Source organism: Cellulophaga baltica 18 (genome assembly GCF_000468615.2).
GTDB lineage: Bacteria > Bacteroidota > Bacteroidia > Flavobacteriales > Flavobacteriaceae > Cellulophaga > Cellulophaga baltica.
The window spans coordinates 3,898,317-3,919,735 of the sequence record NZ_CP009976.1 but is presented as its reverse complement, the minus strand read 5'-3'; the positions used below and the strand labels follow the sequence as shown (position 1 = coordinate 3,919,735).

Genomic DNA, 21,419 nt, shown 5'->3' with positions numbered 1-21,419 from the left:
AGAGAATGAAACGCATCAACGAGTATAAGAAATTGTTTTCTATTGAAAATGAGATTGATTTAAAAGGATTAAAGAATACATACCGTGGTTTAGTAAAGCAATGGCACCCAGATAAATTTCTTGAAGGCGATGTGCAAAAAGAAGAAGCTGAACTAAAAAGTAGACAAATTATTGATGGATACCATTTTTTAGTAAGTATAGCTCCAGAAACTAAAGCTGCTAATTTAGAGGAGTATACTAAATTAACAAACGAGTCTGGAATCTTAGATTTTCAACACAAAGGTTTATTGTTAGAAATTACCTTTTTAGACGGTTCTACTTACGAGTATTTTGGAGTACCTAAGAATATCTACGTGAAGTTAATTAACTCTCCAAAGCAATATCGTTTTGCTAAAAGAAGCATATTTAATAGCTATTTATACAGAAAATCTAAAAAGAATTTGCAAGAAGCATAAATCATTTTAGAACCCAATAGAAAAACCTTGTAATTTAATTGCAAGGTTTTTTTTTGTCTAAATTTTAAAATTCTATCCAAACATTCAAATCTACTTCATGTAAGAGCTGTTTAAAAGCATCAGTCGAGCAGAACTAAATGAACTAATCGCTATATTTTTAGAAACTTATTCTTAATCTTGTATAGAATTTAAAAGTGACGATAACAGTATGGCAAAGTCTTCAAATACCGTATTAATTATTTTAGCATTTTTTGCTATTTATGTCATCTGGGGCTCCACATATTTGCTGAATAAAATTGCCGTGACAGAACTACCGGCTTATATGCTTGCCGGAATTCGTTTTACCACTGCTGGATTATTAATTTTTGGTATCTGCAAGGTATCGGGTATCTCTATCCGGATTACTAAAAGACAATTTAGAAATAGCACTATTGCGGGGTTTCTATTTTTAACCTTTGGAAATGGTGTTTTTGTATGGGGGTTGAAGTATGTAGACAGCAGTTTTGCAGCCTTAGAAGTAGCCTCTATGCCACTTATAGTATTACTATTAATGCGTATCGTAGATGGCAAAAAAATTCAACCTATGTCTATTGTAGGTGTTTTTTTAGGAATTATCGGGATCTATCTATTGGTAAGTCAGAAACAAATAGTGCAGCAAGAAGATTCTCTACTAGGAATGATAATTATATTTTTTTGTGTATTAGGGTGGTCTACAGGAAGTTTATTTGTGTCTAAAGCAAATTTACCTCAAAGTTACTTGGTGAATACGGCATACCAAATGGTTACCGCAGGGGTTACTTTAGGAATAACGAGTTTAGTTTTGGGAGAAAACTGGACCTGGCCTAGCAGTTGGAGCGGACCCGTTCAATGGTCTATGGGCTTACTCATTATTTTTGGGAGTATCGTTGCTTTTTCTGCTTTCAATTACTTATTAAAAACGGTATCTCCAGAAAAGGTGTCGACTTCTAGTTACGTAAATCCTGTAATAGCCTTACTTTTGGGGTGGTACATATTGGATGAAAATATCACGAAGCAATCTATTGTTGCAGCTGCAGTTTTGCTCACGGGAGTATATTTCATAAATACGAAGAAAAAATTGGTGATGTTTTCTAGATTTAAAGGAAAATTAAAGAATAAATCAGAAGCAATCAAATAGAGAAACCCTAAACAGAATACGTATGTTAGCCATCAAATATCTTCTTAATGTTCTGTTGTTTATTTTGGTTTTTAATGCGTGCTCAACACCGGTAACGCCCTTATTTAATGGTAAAGATTTGTCTGGTTGGCATACAGATGTTCCTGCAAAAGATTCAATTCTTAATGCGCCAAATTCTTTTGTAGTAAGAGATGGAATTTTAGTGAGTCTCGGAGCACCTAGAGGGCATCTTATTACGAATAAGACGTATAAGAATTATAGGTTAACTGTGGAATATCGATTTACAAAGGAAGCTGGGAATTGCGGAATTCTAGTTCATGCATCAACACCCAGAGCATTATATGCTATGTTTCCTAAATCTATGGAAGTGCAGATGGAACATGAAAATGCGGGCGATTTTTGGTGTATTCAAATGGATATCACTACAGATAATATGATAAGCCGCAGAGGACCAAAAGAAGAGTGGGGCGTTGTAGAAGGAAAAGCGCGAAGAATTAAGAATTTGACGGAGGGTTCAGAACACGCTTTAGGAGAATGGAACACGATGGTAATTGAGTGTTTCCAAGATAAAATTAAAGTTTGGGTGAATGGCGATTTTGTAAACTATGGCTATAATGCCGATGAAACTAGCGGTCAGATTGCCATTCAGGCGGAAGGTGCAGAAGTAGCGTTTAAGACGCTAGATTTAACTCCTATTTCTAGGCTTAGCAAATAATACTTACAAAAGGGCATCTATTTGCACAACAGTGCCAGGTTCTAGCTCTTCTAAAATTTGTGTACCAATTCTAACTCGAATCAATCGTAAGGTTGGAAAGCCAACAGCTGCCGTCATTTTACGTACTTGCCTAAATTTACCCTCAGTAAGGGTAATACTAATCCATGAATTGGGGCGATGCGTGCCAATACGTAATTTTTTATCTGGATCGGCTAGGAGTGGAGCATCAAGAAGCGCTTTTACACGACAGGGTTTGGTAATGTATTTTTTTCCTGAAAGCCCGATAAGGACACCTCGTTCTAGTTGCAGAATATCTTCATGGGGTATTTCACCATCCAATTGCGCATAATATTCTTTTTCAATGCCAGATTGATTTATGGTATCGCTTAATTTTCCGTCGGTAGTCAGTAATAACAATCCTTCAGATTTTTCGTCTAAACGCCCAACAGGCATAATTCCTTCAGGAAAATCATATAATTCTCCTAAGAAATGCTTTTTACGTGCTTCCTTTTCATCATTTGAGATAAACTGACTCAGCATGCCAAAAGGCTTGTAAATTTTATAGTGAAGGTGTTTTTTCATTTGAAGCAAGAAAGATACAATTAAAGAGGTTTAGCGTCACAAGAATATGCTAAATGCGTTACTAATTTTTCTCATATTTCGTAATTTTAGCTAAAAATAAAATACTATGAAAGATAAAATATTTGAAGCCTATCAATTAAAAGATATCATACTGAAAAACAAAATTGTTATGGCTCCTATGACCCGTTCTAGAGCAGCAAATGAGGGTAATGTAGCCACAGAAGAATTACAAGGAGAATATTATGCACAACGGGCATCTGCAGGATTAATAATCACAGAAGGTTCTCAGGTTTCCCAAGATGCCGTAGGGTATGTAAATACTCCCGGTATTTTTACGGAAGCACAGGTAGAAGGATGGAAAAAGGTTGTTAAGAAAGTACATGATGAAGACGGTAAAATCTATATCCAATTATGGCATGTAGGGCGAATTTCGCATCCTGATTTTCATGATGGAGCATTGCCGTTAGCGCCATCTGCTATTAATCCGAATGCCCAGTCTTATACACCAACGGGTTTTAAAGATACGGTTACGCCAAAGGCGATGACCAAAGAAGATATACAAACTACCATTGCAGATTTTAAAAATGCCGCTAAGAATGCTATTGATGCTGGTTTTGATGGCGTAGAAATTCATTCTTCAAATGGATACCTGTTCCACCAGTTTTTTAATGGAACATCTAATGTAAGGACCGATGAATATGGAGGGTCTATAGAGAATAGAGCACGTTTTTTCTTTGAAGTATTAGACGCTATAAAGTCGGTAATTCCTCAGGAAAAAGTTGGCGCAAGATTTAACCCTTCCTTACATGGAATGTTTGGTATTACAATGGATGAAGAAACCATTCCTACTTTTGAATATATTATTAAGAAGTTGAATGACGAGTATGATTTAGCCTATATCCATTTATCAGAACCTTTTACAGATGTTTCAGAAATTCCGTTTGCCGTTACTGAAATAGCAAGACATTTTAGACCATTATATGATGGTACTTTAATGATTAATTCAGGTTTTACGTATGAAACAGGTAATGCTGTTCTTGAAGCAGGAAATGCAGATTTAGTAGCTTATGGAAAACCATTTATTTCTAATCCAGATTTAGTAGATCGCTTTATATATAGCGTAGGATTAACAGATTGGGATAGTGATACGTTCTATACCCCAGGGAAAGAAGGATATTTAGATTATCCCGTGAAAACAACGCATGTTAAGGTGTAATTTAACAAAGAGATGAAAGCATAAAAAAACCTGCAGATTTTAAATCTGCAGGTTTTTTTATGAACGTAAAGCTTCTCTTATTTTAAAGCTTCTCTTATTTTAAAGCTTCCAATAATTTTTCAGCTACTTTTTCTGAAGAAGCAGGGTTCTGTCCAGTAATTAAATTACCATCCTGAATAGCATAAGCTCCCCAATCTTCTATTTTAGAATAGATTCCGCCATTTTCACTCAACATATCTTCTACTAAGAAAGGTACAACATCGGTTAAACCTACAGCAGCTTCTTCGCTATTAGTAAAGCCAGTTACTTTTTTACCTTTTACCAATGGTGTTTTACCATCTACATCCTTAACACTTTTTAAAGCGGCTGGTGCATGACATACAAAAGCAATTGGTTTCTTTTGTTTATTGAAGGTTTCAATAAGTGCAATAGAAGCTTCGTCATTAGCTAAATCCCATAGCGGTCCATGACCACCTGGATAGAAAACAGCATCGAAATCATCTGGATTCATATCTGATAACTTTTTAGTATTTGCTATTCTTTCTTTAGCTTCAGCATCATCATTAAAACGATCTGTATCTGCGGTAGCCGCATCTGGGCTATCACTGCTAGGATCTATAGGTGCTGCACCTCCATTTGGTGTAGCAATTGTAATTTCTGCACCTTTATCTAATAAGGTATAATATGGATTGGCAAATTCTTCTACCCAAAATCCTGTTTTTTTCCCTGTATCTCCTAATTTATCGTGAGATGTTAATACAAATAATATTTTCATTTTTTCTTCTTTTTTAGTTGTTATTGTTACTTGTGAATTCTCTTCAGCAGTTTGTTTTGTTTCATTCTTACAGGCAGCACCTGTAAGAATACTCAGTACGAGTACTGCAGATTTTATGTAATTCATTAAAAGCGATTAATAAGCCATTTTTACAATTTTCTCCGCGTCCTGAGGGGTTAACGCTTGGCGCTCTCCTAATCCTAACCAACCACGATCTGTAAAACGTTTAGAAATTTCTTCGGCAGTACCTTCAAATTTATCAGTGTATTCAGATAATTTTGTTTTAATTCCCAATTGGTGGAAAAAGGCTTCTGTTTTCTCGATTCCGGCATAAGCTTTATCGTCAATACTTCCTTCCGTAACATTCCAAACACGTTCTGCATACTGCGCTAATTTTTCTTTTTTAGCTTCAAAATTGTATTTGTAATGACTTGGTGCAACTACGGCTAAGGTTCTAGCATGATCAATACCAAATAAAGCCGTTAATTCGTGCCCCATCATATGAACTGCCCAATCTCCAGGAACTCCTTGTTGAATTAAACCATTTAAAGCCATGGTACAACTCCACATAAAGTTAGCGCCAGCTTCGTAATCCGTAGGATCTTTAATTATTTTTGGACCTACTTCAATTAAGGTTTGTAAAATACTTTCTGCAAATCTATCTTGTAATAAACCGCCAGCAGGGTAAGTCATATATTGTTCTAGAACATGTGTAAAAGCATCCGTAACCCCGTTTACCAATTGGCGTTCAGGAATAGATGTAATTACTAATGGATCTAAGATAGAGAAGGTAGGGAATAGTGCTGGTCCGCCCATAGCTAATTTCTCTTTAGTTTCCTCTCTTGTAATCACAAGTCCAGAATTCATCTCAGAACCTGTAGCAGGTAAGGTAAGAACAGTTCCAAAAGGCATTCCTTTGGTTGGGCGCTCTTTGTTCTTTAGCATTTCCCATGGTTCTGCTCCTTCATATTCCGCAGCTGCCGATAAAAATTTAGTTCCGTCAATTACAGAGCCGCCACCTACGGCTAATAAGTAGGTAATTTTCTCCTCTTTTATCACTTTCAAAGCATCCATTAACACCGCATACTCTGGATTTGCAGGAATACCCCCAAATTCAATAAGATCAGTTTTAGCCAAGGCAGTTTTTACTTGCTCGTAAACACCATTCTTTTTAATACTTCCGCCACCAAAAAGCATAAGCACTTTAGCATCAGCAGGAATTTCGTTTGTTAATTTTCCGATGGTATCCTTTCCAAAAATTATTTTGGTAGGATTTTTATATTCAAAATTATTCATAGCTTATTCTTTAATTTTCTTTTTCTCTTTACTTAGATCTTCACAATCATTTTCCCTTTATTTTTCCCATCAAATAAGTCAAGAAAGGCACTAGGAATGTTATCAAAACCTTCTACTACAGTTTCTGTATATGTTAATTTCCCTTCCGATAACCATATTGATAATTGTTTCATAGCTTCTGGAAATTTGTCCGCATAATTAGAAACAATAAAACCTTGCATTAAAGCACTGTTCTTTACTAAAAAAGGTTGAACACTTACTCCTGTAGGAACCTCAGTACTGTTATATACAGAGATGGCTCCACAAATAATCATTCGGGCAAATCTGTTAATATTAAATAGTACCGCATCTGAAATAGGACCGCCAACATTGTCGAAGTAGATATCTACTCCGTTTGGAGCTGCTGCTTTAATAGCCGCATTCATATCTTTAGTTTCGTTATAATTGATTCCGGCATCAAAACCAAAGTCTGAAGTAAGCATTTCAATTTTCTCATCAGAACCTGCAATACCAATTACATGTAAGCCTAAAATCTTAGCAATTTGGCCAACTACGCTCCCTACAGCACCTGCAGCTCCAGAAATTACAATAGTTTCTCCTGCTTTTGGTTTTCCTATTTCCTGTAATCCCAAAAACGCTGTTAAGCCCGTCATTCCTAAAATACCTAAATAGGCACTTAAAGGAGCTAAGTCTTTATTTACTTTAGTTAAGCCTTCTCCATTAGACACTTGTTGCGTCTTCCATTCTAGCATTCCTGAAAGGTAATCTCCTACTTGAAAAGTGGAGTGCTTAGATGCAATTACTTTTGCTACAATCCCTGAACTTATAGGTTTACCTACTTCAAATGGAGGTACATACGATTTAGCATCACTCATGCGCCCTCTTAAATAAGGATCTACGGAAACATAACTTGTTTCTAAAAGTAGCTCTCCGTCGTTGATGACCAATTCTTCATCACTCTGTGTAAATTCAAATTCAGAGGCTGTTGGTTTGCCAACGGGTCTTTGTTTTAATAATATCGTCTTATTCATCTTATTTTTTTTATTCGATTACCGTTACTAAATCTTCAGTACTCTTACGTACTTTAACTAGATTTACTAACCAATCATTAGATTCATCTCTATATCCTATCGGTAATAATACAGCACTACGTAATCCTTTTTCTCTTAATCCTAAAATTTCATCTACTGCAGCAGGATCAAATCCTTCAATAGGTGTAGCATCTACGCCTTCAAAAGCAGCAGCAGTGATAGCTTGAGAAAAAGCAATGTAAGCCTGCTTGGCCGCATGGTTAAAGTTTTCTTCCGCATCTTTCTGAGGGTAAGAGCTTAACAACATTTGACGGTAGTTTTCCCAACCTTCATTTTCAAAACCCCTTATTTTGTTTGTTAAATCAAACATATAATTGATACGTTCTGCGGTGTAGGTATCCCATGCAGCAAATACTAATAAATCAGAACAGTCTGTGATTACAGATTGGTTCCAAGCCACCGGTCTAATTTTTTCTTTTACTTCTTGATTTTTAATTACATAAATTTCAAAAGGTTGCAAGCCGCTAGAGGTAGGAGCAAGGCGCGCCGCTTCTATAATTCTATCTAATTTTTCTTGCGGTACTTTCTTACCATTCATTGCTTTTGCTGCGTATCTCCACTTCAATTTATCAAGTAATTCCATCTGTATATTTAATTTAGGTTTTAGTATTTAATTTTTTATAATTTGATGCTGTCCCAAGCCGCTTGGTACGCTTCCGTAATTGTTTGTTCATTTATAGAGCATTCCCCACGGTGTTGTGCTAACATTAAAAAAGATAGCGGATTGATGCTGTAGGCATACAATAGGTAATCAGAAATAGGTTTTATAACACCTTCTTCTTTTCCTCGGTGCCAAAGGTCTAAGAGTGGCTGCAAATGCTTAATCCCTTCTTGTCTGCTTGGTTCGTCTATCATTGGGGTATTATCGCATTGCGCTAAAAACATGGCCTCATCAGGATCTTTTAATTTAAAGTCGGCTATGCGGTTCCATATTAACTCAAATCCTGCTTCTACTTCCATGTTCGTTGTAAAAGTTTCAAAAGCATATGCAGAAAAAGCGGTTTTGACCTCTAGGTACACCTTATTCACTAAATCTTGTTTGCTTTCAAAAAACAAGTAAATGGTTGCGGGAGATACGTTTGCCATTTTGGCAATTTTAGACATAGGAGCAGCGTGGAAACCATCGTTGTTTACCAAGCAGATAGTTGCTTTTACTAGCGCTTCTCTTTTGTCTTTACTTTTTTGAAGTTTTGCCATAATCGTATTATTCTGGTACAAAGGTATGATTAAAAAATGAACGTTCATTCTTTTTTAAGAATCTTTAACAATTAATTAAGTGTAAAAAATACATTTATAAAGAATATCCATGGTATATTTAGTGCTAGAAAATAGAGTGCGAGCTTGTGTTAAAGTAGTATGCAAGTTGCAGGTTGTAAGTTGTTTATAGTGAGATATCGATAGAAAAATGAACGAAAAAGAAATTAGAAAATACAATAAGATCTCTAGCACAGAAAGTATAAAAATTGTTCCTTTTGATATTCAGAAGCGCTATACCAGCCCGCATAAACATGATAAGTATTTAGAGATTGTCTACTTTATAAAAGGTTCTGGAGCTCATTATTTAGATTTTGAGAAATTTGAAATTACGCCACATGCTATTTTTTTCATTAAAAAAGAAGAAGTCCACCACTGGGAAATCACCACGGAACCCGTTGGTTATGTTATATTGATAAAAGAATCGTTTTTAGCACATAGCTTAGATGATACCATAGCTAAGCAATTACTACAATTAACAAGCTCACAATGTATACAGGCAGACGAAAATGATTACTCCTTATTTGCATTATTTTCTGCTTTAACCTGGGAAATGAATCAAAAAAATGTGCTGCAACAGGTTATTGAAGGCGGCTTAAAAGCGATACTTGCTAAGATGGTAAGTTACGCCGATGCTTCACATGTTGAAACAACCGATAAATCGATCTTATTTTTAAATTTATTGTCAGAAAAATTGGTAAATAGCGTGTCCTATTATGCGGGTTTACTACATACCAGTGCTCAAAATCTTAATGTGGTATCACAGAAAGCATTTGGTAAGACGGCCTCAGATGTTATTGCTGTTCATATGATTAAAGAAATAAAAAGACAATTAATATATACGAACAAATCTATTAATGCCATTGCTTATGACTTGTCGTTTAAAGATACCTCTCATTTTACAAAATATTTTAAAAGGTATGTATCCTTGACACCGCTACAATACCGCAAAAAAGCAGTTTTAGAAGTATAAACCATTTCTTATTCAAATACACCACAAAATAGGCAAACATGCCTCTAGATTTGTAGCGTTCTATAAATAACCAAAACCACTTCATGAAGCTACTAATTAAAGTATGGTGCGTATATTTCATTCTGCTAGCGCAAAGTGTAACGGCACAAATTACAGGCACCATAGTAGATGCAAATACCAATGAACCATTGGAATACGCTACAGCTGCACTATTTACTCAAAAAGATAGTATTTTAATAACGGGTGTGATAACCTCACAAGAAGGGTTTTTTGAAATTAAAGAGGTAAAACCGGGTCCTTATTATGTAGCGCTTTCATTTATGGGCTATGCTACTCGAAAAGTGGAACATATTACCCTTACTAAAAATAGCTTATCTCATGAAATAGGGACTATAGGCTTAATCCTAGGAAATCAGTTAAACGAAGTAGTTATCCAAGGAGAAAGAGCCACCGTTATTCATAAAATAGATCGTCAGGTGTTTGACCCTAAGAAATTTCAAAATAGTCAAGGGGGGAATGCTATTACTATGATTAAAAATATTCCTTCGGTTGCTGTAGATGGTCTTGGCGAAATTAGTATTCGCGGTAGCAAAGGTTTTGCCGTTCTTATCAATGGTAAGCCTACCCAAGGTGATGCCACGGCTATCTTGGCACAACTGCCAGCTAACGCATTAGAATCGGTAGAATTAATTACGGCGCCTTCCGCAAAGTACGATCCAGAAGGTAAGGGGGGAATTATAAATATTATTACAAAAAAGGGTGCTATGAACGGCGTGTTTACCCAAATGAATCTTCGGGGAGGTTTTCCTTCTATTCAAGATTATGATTCGCAAGAAGCGGTACAACGTTACGGAATTGATGCTACTTTGAATAAACGTACCGATCATTGGAATATTTCTGCAGGTGCTAGTTACCAGCGCAATGATAAAACAGGTAGGAGAGAAGGTGCTGTTTTTATCATCAACCAAGTAGAAAACAAACAAACGTTTTTACCTTCAGACGGGGAACGTAGTTTTGATGATATTAGTTATAATGGGCGCTTCAACGTAGATTTTACGCCTAACACGTCAGACAGTTATAGTGTAGGATTTTACGCAGGGAAACATACGGTAGATCGTTTAGCAGATATCGAGTATTATGATAATAATGCAGTAACGCCCATAGGTAGTGAGGATAGAATATATACGTTTCAATATTTCAATCATAATTTGAGAACACGTAAGGGCGATTTTGCCCTTGGTAGTTTTGATTATTCGCATGTATTCTCCAATAAATCTAAATTTTCTGCTTCCTTATTATATGAATATACATTCCTTGGTGGCCCTACGGTTAATGAAAATTTAGGAAGTATAGACCGCAGTGTGTTGTATCAGCAAGAATACAATACTAATGATAATCCATTAAAGGGATACCGAGCAACCATTGATTATCAGTGGAAACCCTTTTCTTTAGGGGTTATAGAAACAGGGTATCAATACAGAGATTTAGACCATACGGGAGAATTTGTTTACGAACGTGACGGTGTATTGGTACCTGAATTTTCTAGTGTTATTAGTTTGCAAAGAACGCTCCACTCCGGATATGCGCAGCTTACAGGAACAAAAGGTAAATGGGATTATGCTGGGGGTACTCGTTTAGAGGCTATGAATAGGAAGTATTCAGAAGATTTGAAGACAGCAGCCCCAAAAGAAACCTATACCTTAGATTTCGTAAAATTATTTCCTTCTGCATCTATACAGTATGCTTTGTCTGAGGATTCTAATGTAAAAACAGCGTATAGTAAGCGTGTAGAACGAACCACGACTTTAAAAATGAATAGCTTTGCAGAGCGCGAACATTCTGAAGTTTTTGAACAGGGAGATAATCAGTTAAAACCAGAATTTATAGACTTGTTAGAATTGGGGTATGTTAAGAAATTTGATGGTAATACTACCCTTAATGCAACCGCATATTATAGACATGTGAATAATGTAATAAATAGGGTGAACACTTTAGCTTACCAATCTAATGGAGCTGTTTTAGATAGTGTTTTAAATAGGGTGTATTCTAATGTAGGTAAGAGTAACGCCTTTGGTTTAGAAATAGGAGCGCAGCTGCAACCTACAAAAAAATGGTCTACTTATTTAGGAGCAAATGTTTATAGCTATGCCATTGATGGTCTGTTTACTTTTGAGCATCGAGATGGTATTACGAGAGATTATGTGGTGGCTACGGAGGCTACTATATTTTCAATGAACTTAAACGCTACCTATTCTTTTTGGGAAAACGCTTCTTTGCAATTTACCTTCAATTACATGTCACAAACCAATACGGCTCAAGGAGAAGATTCCGAATTTTACACCCCTAATTTAGCCTTAAAAAAATCTTTTCTACAAGGCAAACTCAACGCTGTAGTGCAATGGCAAAATATGGATATGGGCTTATTAAAATCAAACGAACAGCGGATTACCACATTCAAGCCAGGAGAGTTTTACACCACCACTAATTATAGGTATGAGGTAGATATGGTGTCGTTAAATCTATCATATACTTTTAATGGAGCTAAAAACAAATCTAAGTTTATAAAAAGTGAATTCGGAGAAAAGGAGTTTTAGGGAAGATTTCATTTTAAATAATAAAATTAATCATTAGTTAGCATAGCTGTAGTGTTTAGGTTTAAAAAATAGTTTTAACTTTAGGAAATTACCTTTTTCGTTAAGGAATTGAATTCTTCTCGACTAAAAATAAAATCAATAGAGCAAAATGTAGTTTTTACAAGCAATTACATTTGATTTACAGGACCTATTTTAATGACCAACTACGAGTTAATATATCAATTTGAAAAAACACGAGCGCATTCCGTAGCCTTATGTGCGCCACTTGCGCCAGAAGATTATAATGCACAGCCCGTTGCTTTTGCAAGTCCACCAAAATGGCATTTAGCACATATTACATGGTTTTTTGAGGAAATGATTCTCAAAAAATACGATGAAAACTATGTTATTTTCAACAAAGATTTTTCATACCTTTTCAATAGCTATTATCAAACCGTAGGCGAAAGGGCTGCGCGTTCTCTCAGAGGAGCCATGACCAGACCGCTTATTGAGGAAATTTATAGTTATAGAACCTATGTAGATCAGCATATTGTTGCCCTTTTAAAATCTAAATTATCCTTAGAGATAGAAACGCTGGTAACTTTAGGCATTCAGCATGAGCAGCAACATCAAGAATTGTTACTCACAGACCTAAAACATACATTTTCTTTCAATCCGCTTCATCCTATTTACCATGAAAAATTTAATCTAGTACAGGATACTAATAAAGAAGAAGGTTGGTTAGCCATGCCGGAAGGTATTTATGAAATCGGCCATCAAGGTGATGGATTTTGTTTTGATAATGAGCTAGGAAGGCATAAGGTTTTTTTACATGACTACCAATTGTCTAAAGGTTTAGTAACCAATGGAGATTTCATAGCTTTTATAGCTGCTGGCGGGTATCAAGAATTTAAATATTGGTTAGATGAAGGATGGTCTTGGGTACAAGAAGAAAAGATCACGGCACCACTTTATTGGATACAGAAAGATGGAACTTGGTTTTACTACACTCTAGCGGGTTTAAAGCCTGTAGATGTAGATGCTATACTCTCTCATGTTTCGTTCTATGAAGCGCAAGCTTTTGCAACGTTTAAGAATATGAGACTCCCAACAGAATTTGAATGGGAAGCAGCATCAGAAAAATTTAATTGGGGAAAACGATGGGAGTGGACCTATTCTGCTTACTTGCCTTATCCTAATTTTAAAATTGCCGATGGCGCTGTAGGAGAATACAATGGCAAATTTATGATCAATACCATGGTACTTCGTGGTAGCTCTGTAGCTACTAGTGAAGGTCATGAAAGAAATACATATAGAAACTTTTTTCACCCAAAATATAGATGGCAGTACACAGGAATCAGACTAGCGAAATAACTATTGATACAGCATTTTTAAGGCATGTAGACTTAGGACTTAATAGTCGTCCTAAATTTTTGTCATCGCGTTATTTTTATGATGAAATAGGCGATAAGCTCTTTGTTAAAATAATGAATCTTCCAGAGTATTATTTGACAAGGGCAGAACATGAAATTTTAAGAGAGCAGAATAATGCTATCATCAGTGCCTTAGGAGTAAGGAAAGACACATATTTTGAGCTGATAGAATTGGGTGCGGGAGATGGTACAAAGACCAAAGAGTTACTAAAGCCTTTAGTAGCCCAAGGTTTTAAGTTTGATTACCTACCCATAGATATTTCACAACATGCGCTAGACGATCTAGAAGAAAATCTAAAAAAGGAAATCCCTAATCTTTCTGTAAAAACACAACAGGGAGACTATTTTGGGGTTTTAGAGAGTTTTAAGAACAGTGAACACCCTAAAGTGGTGCTTTTCTTAGGGTCTAATTTAGGGAATATGGAAGATGATGAAGCCGCTAGTTTTATGGAACAGCTTTCTGACAACTTAACTACAAACGATAAACTTTTTTTGGGGCTTGATTGTATTAAGGCATCGGATATAGTATTACCAGCATATAATGATACCCAAGGCGTTACCGCTGCATTTAATTTAAATTTACTGACCCGAATTAATAAAGAGTTTGGTGCAGAATTTGATATTTGGAACTTTAAGCATTCACCAGAGTATGATGAGCAATCAGGAATTGCCAAAAGCTTTTTGGTCAGTAAGAAAACCCAAAAAGTGTGGATAGCTGCATTAGACCAGCATATTTCTTTTGAGCAAGGGGAAAAGATACACACCGAGATTTCTAGAAAATATGATGCGGAAATTCTAAAGGCTATTTTAGCGAAAACAGCGATGGTCATTCAAACCAAATTTACTGATAGCCATAACTATTTTGCTGATTATGTAGTAGTTAAAAAATAGCTGTAAAATTATTTTTAAAAGTCGTGGTTCTTCTTTTTTTAGGGCTTTGAAATGTGGAATTAAATCAGGCTAATTTCCTATATTTACAGGGACTAATTTTAAAATAATTACATGAAAAATGTATACACTATGTTTTTACTTACGGTGTTATTTACAAGCTGTAATGACTCCAAAAGTAAAAACGAAACCACTTCACAAGACCCTATGAATACTACTGAGAATCCATTATTGGAAGAAAGTACCTTACCGTATTTTGCACCAGATTTTAGTAAAATCACCAATGATCATTTTAAACCGGCTCTAGATCAAGGTATTGCCTTGCAAGAGAAAGCGGTACAAGAAATAGCGAATGCTTCCGCGGAAGCTACTTTTGATAATACCATCTTGGCTTTAGAGAAAAGTGGCGAAGTTTTAGAACGTGTTTCTAATATCTTTTATGGTTTAACAGGTGCACATACGAATGATACACTTCAAGCAATTCAAGAAGAAATGGCGCCTAAATTTGCAGCGCTACAAGATGCTATCTTTCTTAATGATAAACTATTTCAAAGAGTTAAGCATTTAAACGAGATTAAAGAAAGTTTAGGTCTAGAAGCAGAAGCTGTAAAGTTAATAGAGAACTATTTTGAGCAGTTTGAAAAAGCAGGAGCAAATCTTTCTCCAGAAGATAAAGAAGTTTTAAAAGGGTACAATGCTAAATTAGCAGCCTTAGAAAATCAATTTAATAAAACCTTATTAGAAGCAAATAATAACGGAGCATTAGTCTTCACCGATAAAGCTGCGTTAGCGGGACTTTCTGAAGCACAATTAAAATCTTTAGAAAATACAGAAGGGGAAGGTTGGAAAATTCCTTTGTTGAATACCACGCAACAACCTTTATTACAAAGTCTTGAAAATAGAGCTACGAGAGAAAAATTATTCAAGGCAGCATTCTATAGAACAGATGGCTCTGCGCATGATACGAAGGGTATTATTACAGAACTAGCAGAACTACGTGCTAAAAAAGGAGCACTTTTAGGTTTTCCTAATTATGCAGCATGGAGTCTTCAAGGAACCATGGCTGAAGTTCCAGAGAACGTTTTTAAAATGTTTGAAGGTTTAATTCCTGCAGCTACTGCAAAGGCGGCTAATGAAGCTGCAGAAATACAGCAAATGGTAAAAACTAAAGGGGAGGATTTTACTTTAGAAGCGTGGGATTGGAACCACTATGCAGAAATGGTACGTATCGCCAAATATGATTTGGATGAAAATCAAATCAAACCTTATTTCGAAACAAAAACTGTTTTAGAAAAAGGTGTTTTTTATGCTGCAAGAAAATTATACGGCATCACGTTTAAAGAGCGTATTGATATTCCTACCTATCATGAAGATGTATTGGTATATGAGCTTTTTGAAGAAAACGGGGAAGCATTAGGCTTATTCTATGCAGATTATTTTGCGAGACCAAGTAAACGAGGTGGCGCTTGGATGAGCAATTTTGTAACGCAGTCTAAATTGTATGACAAAAAGCCGGTAATTTACAATGTTTGTAATTATCCGAAACCAGCTTCAGGAGAACCTGCATTGCTTACGTATGATGAAGTAGAAACTATGTTCCATGAATTTGGTCATGCGTTACACGGCTTCTTTGCAGATCAGCAATATCCTTCTTTATCAGGAACAGCAGTCGCAAGAGATTTTGTAGAGTTCCCTTCTCAGTTTAATGAAAATTGGGCTTTATACCCTGAAATTCTAAAAAACTATGCAGTACACTACAAAACTGGAGAACAAATTCCACAAACATTACTAGATAAGATTAAAAAATCAGGAACTTTTAATCAAGGATATAGCTTAACAGAAAACTTAGCAGCTTCTAATTTAGACATGCAATGGCATGTTATCGCTGCAGATACTAAAATTGCAGATGCCAATGCTTTTGAAAAAGAAGCTTTAGCAAAAACAAAGTTAGATGTTGTTAGCGCGGTTCCTCCTAGATATAGATCTACTTATTTTGCACACATCTTTGGGGGTGGCTATGCAGCAGGATATTACTCGTATTTATGGACAGAAATGTTACATCATGATGCTTATAACTGGTTTGAAAATAACGGTGGTTTAACACGCGCAAACGGACAACGTTTTAGAGAAATGGTACTTTCTAGAGGAAATACGTTAGACTTAGAACAGATGTATAAAGATTGGAGAGGCTCTGATCCGCAAATTGCACCAATGCTTAGCGCTAGAGGTTTAGAATAGAAATCTACTATCGTATATCATATATAAAGGAGCTCCTAGGGGCTCCTTTATATATAGCTATATTTTTGAGTTCTTCTCCTAAAATAGCAGTTTTTATGGTTTAAGTAAAGGCTTAATTGATTCAGAGGTGGCATTCGCTGAATAGTTTTCTTGATTCGCTTATTGTTAAAATTTACATCCTTTTTATAGGGTAGATTTACTCCATCAAAGAATCTTAATTAAACAATTTAGCCATGAAAATTTTTGAAAAATTAAATATATTTTACGCAGTATTGATGGTAATGGCTTTGGCATTTTTTGTGGCCTGTAGCAGCTGTAGTAATAGTTCGTCAGATGCAGATACTGATGCAGAAATAGAAGAAACTACGAGTGATGATCTTGTCATGGACGTAGACCCTAGTCTTTTTTTAACCGATAGCGGAGCGGTTACAGTGGCCTTAGTACCTTGTACCCTTTCAGACGGTACGGAGGGAGATTGTTACCAGATTGTAACTACGAGCACACCAGCAGATCATACCATGGGGCCTTGGTGTCCAGATAATATTGCTGATGGTGCAGAAGCTGGCGGTATATGGTTAGAAAATGGAGAAGTATATGATGTAGATGGTGCTTTTATTCAAAATATGGCCACCTTTTATAATGATGAGAATTGGATGATGTATGATGAAAACGGAGACATATATACCACAGAAACTGAAGATGACTGTGCAAATGCCGCTAATCCAAACGTAGGTGAGGAGTATGCAAATTTCTGTGTGGAGTGTCTCCCATCGTATGTAACAGATATGAGTAACACGTATACGATACCTGTTACCCCAGTAAAACTGGCGAGTCCACTTTCTTTTGGCGGTTTTGGACCTCCAGGTGCAAGTTCTGCTCCATCAAATAGAGGTCTTGCCTTTAACGGTGTTGTTTTTGATGCGCCGGCCCCTACAGATGCTATTTTAGGAGCCTATACTTTAGCGCCTTTTGATGATGCAGGTGGACATATCAATCTAAATGCAGGGTATCATTATCACGCAGCAACAGGCGTTTCTACACAGGTAGCACAAACAGATAATCATGCCGCACAAATTGGTTATGCGATGGATGGTTTTGCGATGTATGCACAGTTAGATGCAGATGGAAATGAGCCAACAGATTTAGATGATTGTAGAGGACATACGGATAGTATTAGAGGCTATCATTATCATGTAGCAGCACCAGGATCTAACAGTTTTATAGATTGTTTATCAGGAGCATACGCAGAGTAATAATTAAAAAAAGTAAAAACCATGTATAAAATTGTAATCGCATTATTTTTTATAAGCTTAAGTGTGCAAGCACACCAAGCAGATGCCTCTACAGTACTACTTGTAGAAAGAGATAACGGAAGTTGGGTATTGCAAATAGCAGGAGCGTTGACGGCATTTCAGCATGAGATAAAAACAATGAATCCAGAGCAAGAGTACAAGACTCCAGAAGAGTTTAAAGCCATGGTAATTGCCCATGTGAAAGACAATTTAAGTTTTTTATTTAATGAGAATATCAAGTATACTATTACCAGTGCGCAGGTACAATTAGGTCATGAAACAAAAGTAGTTTTTGAAGTAAACGGAATTCCTGATGACCTAGAAAATATGGTGGTTACCAATACCATCTTCAAAGAAATTTATAAAAACCAGAGTACATTATTGTTCTTTAAAAATGGCTTGGAAAAAACCAAATTCGTATTGAACAATGAGAATCAGCATACCTTAAATTTAAAAGTAGAGGGCGCTACATTGGTTGCTGCACCCGTAGCAGTAAAAAGAGATTACTCGGCACTATATGCTGTTGGAGGTACCGTTTTTTTAATGGGAGTCGTAAATTATTTCTGGATGAGTTACAAAGAGAAAAAGCCACTACAGGTGGTAAAGAATCATAATTTGAGTTAGTTAATTAATTGTAGTAAGTAGTAGTTGTTTAATAAGAGTCGAGTTATGTAGTAGTTCTCGGCTCTTAGTTTTAAGTTGATGAGGGAGCCTTTCGGGGCTCCTTCTGTGTTTGTACTAGTTTTAGGTATAGGAAGCTTTATTTTTTTCCATCAAAAAATAAGGATCAATTTAGTGGATATTGCCACCCACAGGCAATCCACTAGGAACACTAGTGGGGATTTCTTTATCAAAATTGTCATCATTCAGTGTATTTAAAAATGAAATTAGTAAAGACATTTCTTTAACACTTAGCTCCAAATCGTCCACAAGAGGATCAAACATGGCTTTAGAAACCGATTTATTTCTTGTTTTTCCTACAGAGATCTCTTCATAGAATTCTAGGACTTCTTTTAAATTTTGAAACACCCCATTATGCATATAGGGAGCGGTAAAACGTAGGTTTCGTAAAGAGGGCGTTCTAAAAGCAAAACGCTCATCAGCACCGCTATCTGGTATTAGAACTTTTTTATTTTCAGGAACACCAATCACATGCAGTTTGTAATCAGAAAACATAGGACCGCTATGGCAATTAATGCAGCCTACCGATTCAAAGAGTGCCAAACCTTCTTTTTCGGCTAAGGAAATAGCATGTGTATCTCCAGACATATACTGGTCAAAGCGCGAATTATTAGCGACTAATGTTCGTTCAAAAGCAGCAATAGCTTTTGCAATATGAATGCTGTCTATAGGAGCATTGGAACCAAAGGCGGCAGCAAAGAGTTTTTCATATTCTGGTATGGCTTTAAGTCGTTCTGCTACCTCGGTTAAAATTTGCTTTTTCTCAAAATGATGCCCTCTCATCTCTTCTAAGGTTTTGATAGGTTCTAAAGCTTGTTTCTCTAAGCTTTTAATGCGGTCATCCCAAAACATAGCGGCATCTTCAGGATCATAATCGCCTTTTTCCTGAATACTATTATAGGCGGTATTTAAAATAGTAGGAGAGTTGCGTTTCATGAGCGGAATAGTATTCGGGGTATTAAAAACTCGTTTACTTCCTAAGCCCTTTCCATTACTCCCAATAGATAGGTCTAAAAATTCGGCATAGCCCGTTGCAGGATGATGGCAACTTACACAAGAAATATCTTTACCACCAGAGAGAATAGGATCATAAAATAAGAGTTTTCCTAAATGTGCTTTCTCAGCAGTATTAGGGTTGTTCATAGGCGCTTTAACTACTTTGGGTAACGCCGCTACAGTAGGTACGGCTTCAGGTTTTCCAGCGCTAGGATTCCCGCAACTCCATAGCAGAATAGGGAGTACAAGGATAGGTATATAAAATTTGATACTCATAGCTAAAAACGCTTTGCAAGACAAGTTTAGGACATAAAGACTATATGCACAACTATTGCATGTTAAATCCAATAAAGTGCATCAAATTAAGTGATTAACCCGCCAAAATAGGCTAAGAATAACAGATATCATCTAATCTTTACCGATACCAAAAAAACTGTAGTTATCTTTGCGAAAAATTATTTTATGTCAAAGCATTTTTCCAAGCTAGGAGTTAATGAAGTATTTCAGAAAAGTTTAGCCGATTTAGAAATTACAACCCCTACAGATATTCAGGTTAAGACCATTCCGCTAGTACTTACGGCAAAGAAAGATATTGTGGCTTTGGCAAAAACGGGTACAGGAAAAACGGCTGCATTTGGACTCCCATTATTGCAATTGGTAGACACAAAAAATAATGACATACAAGTAGTTATTTTGGCACCTACGCGCGAGTTAGGGCAACAGATTTATGCCAACTTAGTATCCTTTTCTAAATACAGTCCGGCTATTGTTATTGCTTCTATTTGTGGAGGTACGCCTATAAAACCTCAAATTGAGAAATTAAAAAGTGCCACACATGTGGTTGTGGCTACCCCAGGACGTTTGGTAGATCTTATTCAACAGAAAGCCATCAACATAAAAAACACCGCGTATTTGGTGTTAGATGAAGCCGATGAAATGGTAACGGCATTAAAGCAAGACTTAGATCCTATCGTACAAGAATTGCCAGAAGAGCGTAGAACATTCTTGTTTACGGCGACGATGCCAGGTGCTATCAAGCAATTGGTGCAGAATTACTTAAATAAGAATGTCATGCACCTTGAGGCAGATATGGATACTATAGGGCATCAAGGTATTGAGCATCAATATATTGTAGTAGAACCTATAGAGAAACTAGACGTTTTATTACATTTTTTAAGTTCTCGCGAAGGAGAACAAGGTATTATTTTCTGTAAAACAAAAGCTGCTGTAAATAAGCTAGCGAAGAACTTAGCGATTAATAAATTTTCATCAGGAGCACTTCACGGGAGTTTAACCCAAGTAATCCGTGATCGGGTTATGGGGCAGTTTAGAGAAGGGCAACTAAAAATTTTAGTAGCTACAGATTTAGCGTCTCGTGGTATTGATGTTAAGAATATATCTTACGTAGTAAATTACCACTTGCCAGAAACCTATGACTTATATGTACATAGAAGTGGTAGAACGGCTAGGGCAGGAGCAAACGGACTCTCTATTACCATTCTACAGCAAGAAGAGGTTGCAGAAATTCCAGATTTTGAAAAAGAGTTGGGCATTACCTTTCATAAAATTGAAAAGGCAGATGCATCAAGTTTAGAAGAGACCAATGCCTTACTTTGGGCAAAGAAAATCTTTAAAACAAAACCCAACAGAGACGTTTCTGAAGATTTTAAAACTAAAATAAAAACTGTTTTTCATCATTTAACAAAAGATGAACTAATAGATAAAGTATTGGCTAATTATTTAGAGCACAATACCAATATTCTTCCAAAAGAAGAGACACCAACAAATAAGAAAAATAGATAGTT

General features: G+C 36.1%; 19 protein-coding genes. 12 read left to right on the top strand and 7 right to left on the bottom strand.

The features are described from left to right. Nucleotides 1-5 precede the first annotated feature (5 nt). From M666_RS16855 to M666_RS16845, 3 genes are all read left to right on the top strand, one after another. Entirely contained in the window at nt 6-455 is a 450-nt protein-coding gene (locus M666_RS16855; RefSeq protein ID WP_024481168.1) for a KTSC domain-containing protein, read from the top strand. 208 nt (nt 456-663) lie between these two features. Next, entirely contained in the window at nt 664-1,611 is a 948-nt protein-coding gene (locus M666_RS16850) for an EamA family transporter (protein ID WP_024481167.1), read from the top strand. 22 nt (nt 1,612-1,633) lie between these two features. Then, entirely contained in the window at nt 1,634-2,326 is a 693-nt protein-coding gene (locus tag M666_RS16845) for a 3-keto-disaccharide hydrolase (protein ID WP_029445233.1), read from the top strand. 3 nt (nt 2,327-2,329) lie between these two features. Here the strand turns inward: M666_RS16845 and M666_RS16840 are convergent, their stop codons facing one another. Next, a complete protein-coding gene (locus M666_RS16840) occupies nt 2,330-2,908 on the bottom strand; it encodes a pseudouridine synthase (RefSeq protein WP_029445234.1) in 579 nt (192 codons plus the stop codon). 106 nt (nt 2,909-3,014) lie between these two features. Here M666_RS16840 and M666_RS16835 point away from each other — a divergent pair, with 106 nt between their 5' ends. Further along, nucleotides 3,015-4,124 (top strand): alkene reductase, encoded by a 1,110-nt coding sequence (locus M666_RS16835; RefSeq protein WP_029445235.1) that lies wholly within the window; start codon nt 3,015-3,017, stop codon nt 4,122-4,124. 94 nt (nt 4,125-4,218) lie between these two features. On the opposite strand, the gene M666_RS16830 is transcribed toward M666_RS16835, so the two are convergent. From M666_RS16830 to M666_RS16810, 5 genes are read right to left on the bottom strand one after another with little or no spacing between them, the layout of a single operon-like run. After that, on the bottom strand, nt 4,219-5,025 hold the full coding sequence (locus M666_RS16830; RefSeq protein ID WP_029445236.1) for a type 1 glutamine amidotransferase domain-containing protein: 807 nt from the start codon (nt 5,023-5,025) through the stop codon (nt 4,219-4,221). A gap of 9 nt (nt 5,026-5,034) precedes the next feature. After that, nucleotides 5,035-6,195 (bottom strand): iron-containing alcohol dehydrogenase, encoded by a 1,161-nt coding sequence (locus M666_RS16825; RefSeq protein ID WP_029445237.1) that lies wholly within the window; start codon nt 6,193-6,195, stop codon nt 5,035-5,037. 32 nt (nt 6,196-6,227) lie between these two features. Further along, nucleotides 6,228-7,226 carry an NADP-dependent oxidoreductase gene (locus M666_RS16820; RefSeq protein ID WP_024481161.1) on the bottom strand — a complete coding sequence of 333 codons (999 nt, stop codon included), beginning with the start codon at nt 7,224-7,226 and terminating at the stop codon, nt 6,228-6,230. Nucleotides 7,227-7,236: 10 nt separating this feature from the next. After that, on the bottom strand, nt 7,237-7,869 hold the full coding sequence (locus M666_RS16815; protein WP_024481160.1) for an NAD(P)H-dependent oxidoreductase: 633 nt from the start codon (nt 7,867-7,869) through the stop codon (nt 7,237-7,239). 35 nt (nt 7,870-7,904) lie between these two features. Next, nucleotides 7,905-8,483 carry a TetR/AcrR family transcriptional regulator gene (locus M666_RS16810; protein WP_024481159.1) on the bottom strand — a complete coding sequence of 193 codons (579 nt, stop codon included), beginning with the start codon at nt 8,481-8,483 and terminating at the stop codon, nt 7,905-7,907. A 208-nt stretch (nt 8,484-8,691) separates the two neighbouring features. Here M666_RS16810 and M666_RS16805 point away from each other — a divergent pair, with 208 nt between their 5' ends. The 7 genes from M666_RS16805 to M666_RS16775 all read left to right on the top strand — a co-directional run bounded on the left by M666_RS16805 (nt 8,692) and on the right by M666_RS16775 (nt 18,561). Next, nucleotides 8,692-9,513: a helix-turn-helix domain-containing protein gene (locus tag M666_RS16805; RefSeq protein WP_029445238.1), complete on the top strand. Its 822-nt coding sequence runs from the start codon at nt 8,692-8,694 to the stop codon at nt 9,511-9,513. An 83-nt stretch (nt 9,514-9,596) separates the two neighbouring features. Further along, complete coding sequence (locus M666_RS16800; protein ID WP_029445239.1) at nt 9,597-12,107, top strand: TonB-dependent receptor; 2,511 nt, start codon at nt 9,597-9,599, stop codon at nt 12,105-12,107. A 195-nt stretch (nt 12,108-12,302) separates the two neighbouring features. Beyond that, nucleotides 12,303-13,460 carry an ergothioneine biosynthesis protein EgtB gene (gene egtB / locus M666_RS16795; protein WP_029446809.1) on the top strand — a complete coding sequence of 386 codons (1,158 nt, stop codon included), beginning with the start codon at nt 12,303-12,305 and terminating at the stop codon, nt 13,458-13,460. After that, the gene (locus tag M666_RS16790; protein ID WP_052206666.1) at nt 13,427-14,410 is read left to right on the top strand and encodes an L-histidine N(alpha)-methyltransferase; all 984 of its coding nucleotides are present in this window, start codon (nt 13,427-13,429) and stop codon (nt 14,408-14,410) included. The genes egtB and M666_RS16790 overlap by 34 nt, the downstream gene beginning before the upstream one ends. Nucleotides 14,411-14,521: 111 nt before the next feature. Beyond that, nucleotides 14,522-16,645 carry a M3 family metallopeptidase gene (locus M666_RS16785; protein WP_029446807.1) on the top strand — a complete coding sequence of 708 codons (2,124 nt, stop codon included), beginning with the start codon at nt 14,522-14,524 and terminating at the stop codon, nt 16,643-16,645. Between the two features lie 233 nt (nt 16,646-16,878). Further along, complete coding sequence (locus tag M666_RS16780; RefSeq protein WP_029446806.1) at nt 16,879-17,898, top strand: YHYH protein; 1,020 nt, start codon at nt 16,879-16,881, stop codon at nt 17,896-17,898. A 21-nt stretch (nt 17,899-17,919) separates the two neighbouring features. Next, the gene (locus tag M666_RS16775; RefSeq protein WP_029446805.1) at nt 17,920-18,561 is read left to right on the top strand and encodes a hypothetical protein; all 642 of its coding nucleotides are present in this window, start codon (nt 17,920-17,922) and stop codon (nt 18,559-18,561) included. A gap of 168 nt (nt 18,562-18,729) precedes the next feature. Here the strand turns inward: M666_RS16775 and M666_RS16770 are convergent, their stop codons facing one another. Further along, on the bottom strand, nt 18,730-19,890 hold the full coding sequence (locus M666_RS16770) for a cytochrome-c peroxidase (RefSeq protein WP_029446804.1): 1,161 nt from the start codon (nt 19,888-19,890) through the stop codon (nt 18,730-18,732). Between the two features lie 186 nt (nt 19,891-20,076). On the opposite strand from M666_RS16770, the gene M666_RS16765 reads away from it, so the two are divergent. Beyond that, the gene (locus M666_RS16765; RefSeq protein WP_025615453.1) at nt 20,077-21,417 is read left to right on the top strand and encodes a DEAD/DEAH box helicase; all 1,341 of its coding nucleotides are present in this window, start codon (nt 20,077-20,079) and stop codon (nt 21,415-21,417) included. Nucleotides 21,418-21,419: the final 2 nt, after the last annotated feature.

What these genes read in the sequence shown, in the direction of transcription:
- M666_RS16855 (WP_024481168.1), top strand. Translation starts at nt 6, where the DNA reads ATGAAACGCATCAACGAGTATAAGAAATTGTTTTCTATTGAAAATGAG.
- M666_RS16850 (WP_024481167.1), top strand. Translation starts at nt 664, where the DNA reads ATGGCAAAGTCTTCAAATACCGTATTAATTATTTTAGCATTTTTTGCT.
- M666_RS16845 (WP_029445233.1), top strand. Translation starts at nt 1,634, where the DNA reads ATGTTAGCCATCAAATATCTTCTTAATGTTCTGTTGTTTATTTTGGTT.
- M666_RS16840 (WP_029445234.1), bottom strand. Translation starts at nt 2,908, where the DNA reads ATGAAAAAACACCTTCACTATAAAATTTACAAGCCTTTTGGCATGCTG.
- M666_RS16835 (WP_029445235.1), top strand. Translation starts at nt 3,015, where the DNA reads ATGAAAGATAAAATATTTGAAGCCTATCAATTAAAAGATATCATACTG.
- M666_RS16830 (WP_029445236.1), bottom strand. Translation starts at nt 5,025, where the DNA reads ATGAATTACATAAAATCTGCAGTACTCGTACTGAGTATTCTTACAGGT.
- M666_RS16825 (WP_029445237.1), bottom strand. Translation starts at nt 6,195, where the DNA reads ATGAATAATTTTGAATATAAAAATCCTACCAAAATAATTTTTGGAAAG.
- M666_RS16820 (WP_024481161.1), bottom strand. Translation starts at nt 7,226, where the DNA reads ATGAATAAGACGATATTATTAAAACAAAGACCCGTTGGCAAACCAACA.
- M666_RS16815 (WP_024481160.1), bottom strand. Translation starts at nt 7,869, where the DNA reads ATGGAATTACTTGATAAATTGAAGTGGAGATACGCAGCAAAAGCAATG.
- M666_RS16810 (WP_024481159.1), bottom strand. Translation starts at nt 8,483, where the DNA reads ATGGCAAAACTTCAAAAAAGTAAAGACAAAAGAGAAGCGCTAGTAAAA.
- M666_RS16805 (WP_029445238.1), top strand. Translation starts at nt 8,692, where the DNA reads ATGAACGAAAAAGAAATTAGAAAATACAATAAGATCTCTAGCACAGAA.
- M666_RS16800 (WP_029445239.1), top strand. Translation starts at nt 9,597, where the DNA reads ATGAAGCTACTAATTAAAGTATGGTGCGTATATTTCATTCTGCTAGCG.
- egtB (WP_029446809.1), top strand. Translation starts at nt 12,303, where the DNA reads ATGACCAACTACGAGTTAATATATCAATTTGAAAAAACACGAGCGCAT.
- M666_RS16790 (WP_052206666.1), top strand. Translation starts at nt 13,427, where the DNA reads ATGGCAGTACACAGGAATCAGACTAGCGAAATAACTATTGATACAGCA.
- M666_RS16785 (WP_029446807.1), top strand. Translation starts at nt 14,522, where the DNA reads ATGAAAAATGTATACACTATGTTTTTACTTACGGTGTTATTTACAAGC.
- M666_RS16780 (WP_029446806.1), top strand. Translation starts at nt 16,879, where the DNA reads ATGAAAATTTTTGAAAAATTAAATATATTTTACGCAGTATTGATGGTA.
- M666_RS16775 (WP_029446805.1), top strand. Translation starts at nt 17,920, where the DNA reads ATGTATAAAATTGTAATCGCATTATTTTTTATAAGCTTAAGTGTGCAA.
- M666_RS16770 (WP_029446804.1), bottom strand. Translation starts at nt 19,890, where the DNA reads ATGAGTATCAAATTTTATATACCTATCCTTGTACTCCCTATTCTGCTA.
- M666_RS16765 (WP_025615453.1), top strand. Translation starts at nt 20,077, where the DNA reads ATGTCAAAGCATTTTTCCAAGCTAGGAGTTAATGAAGTATTTCAGAAA.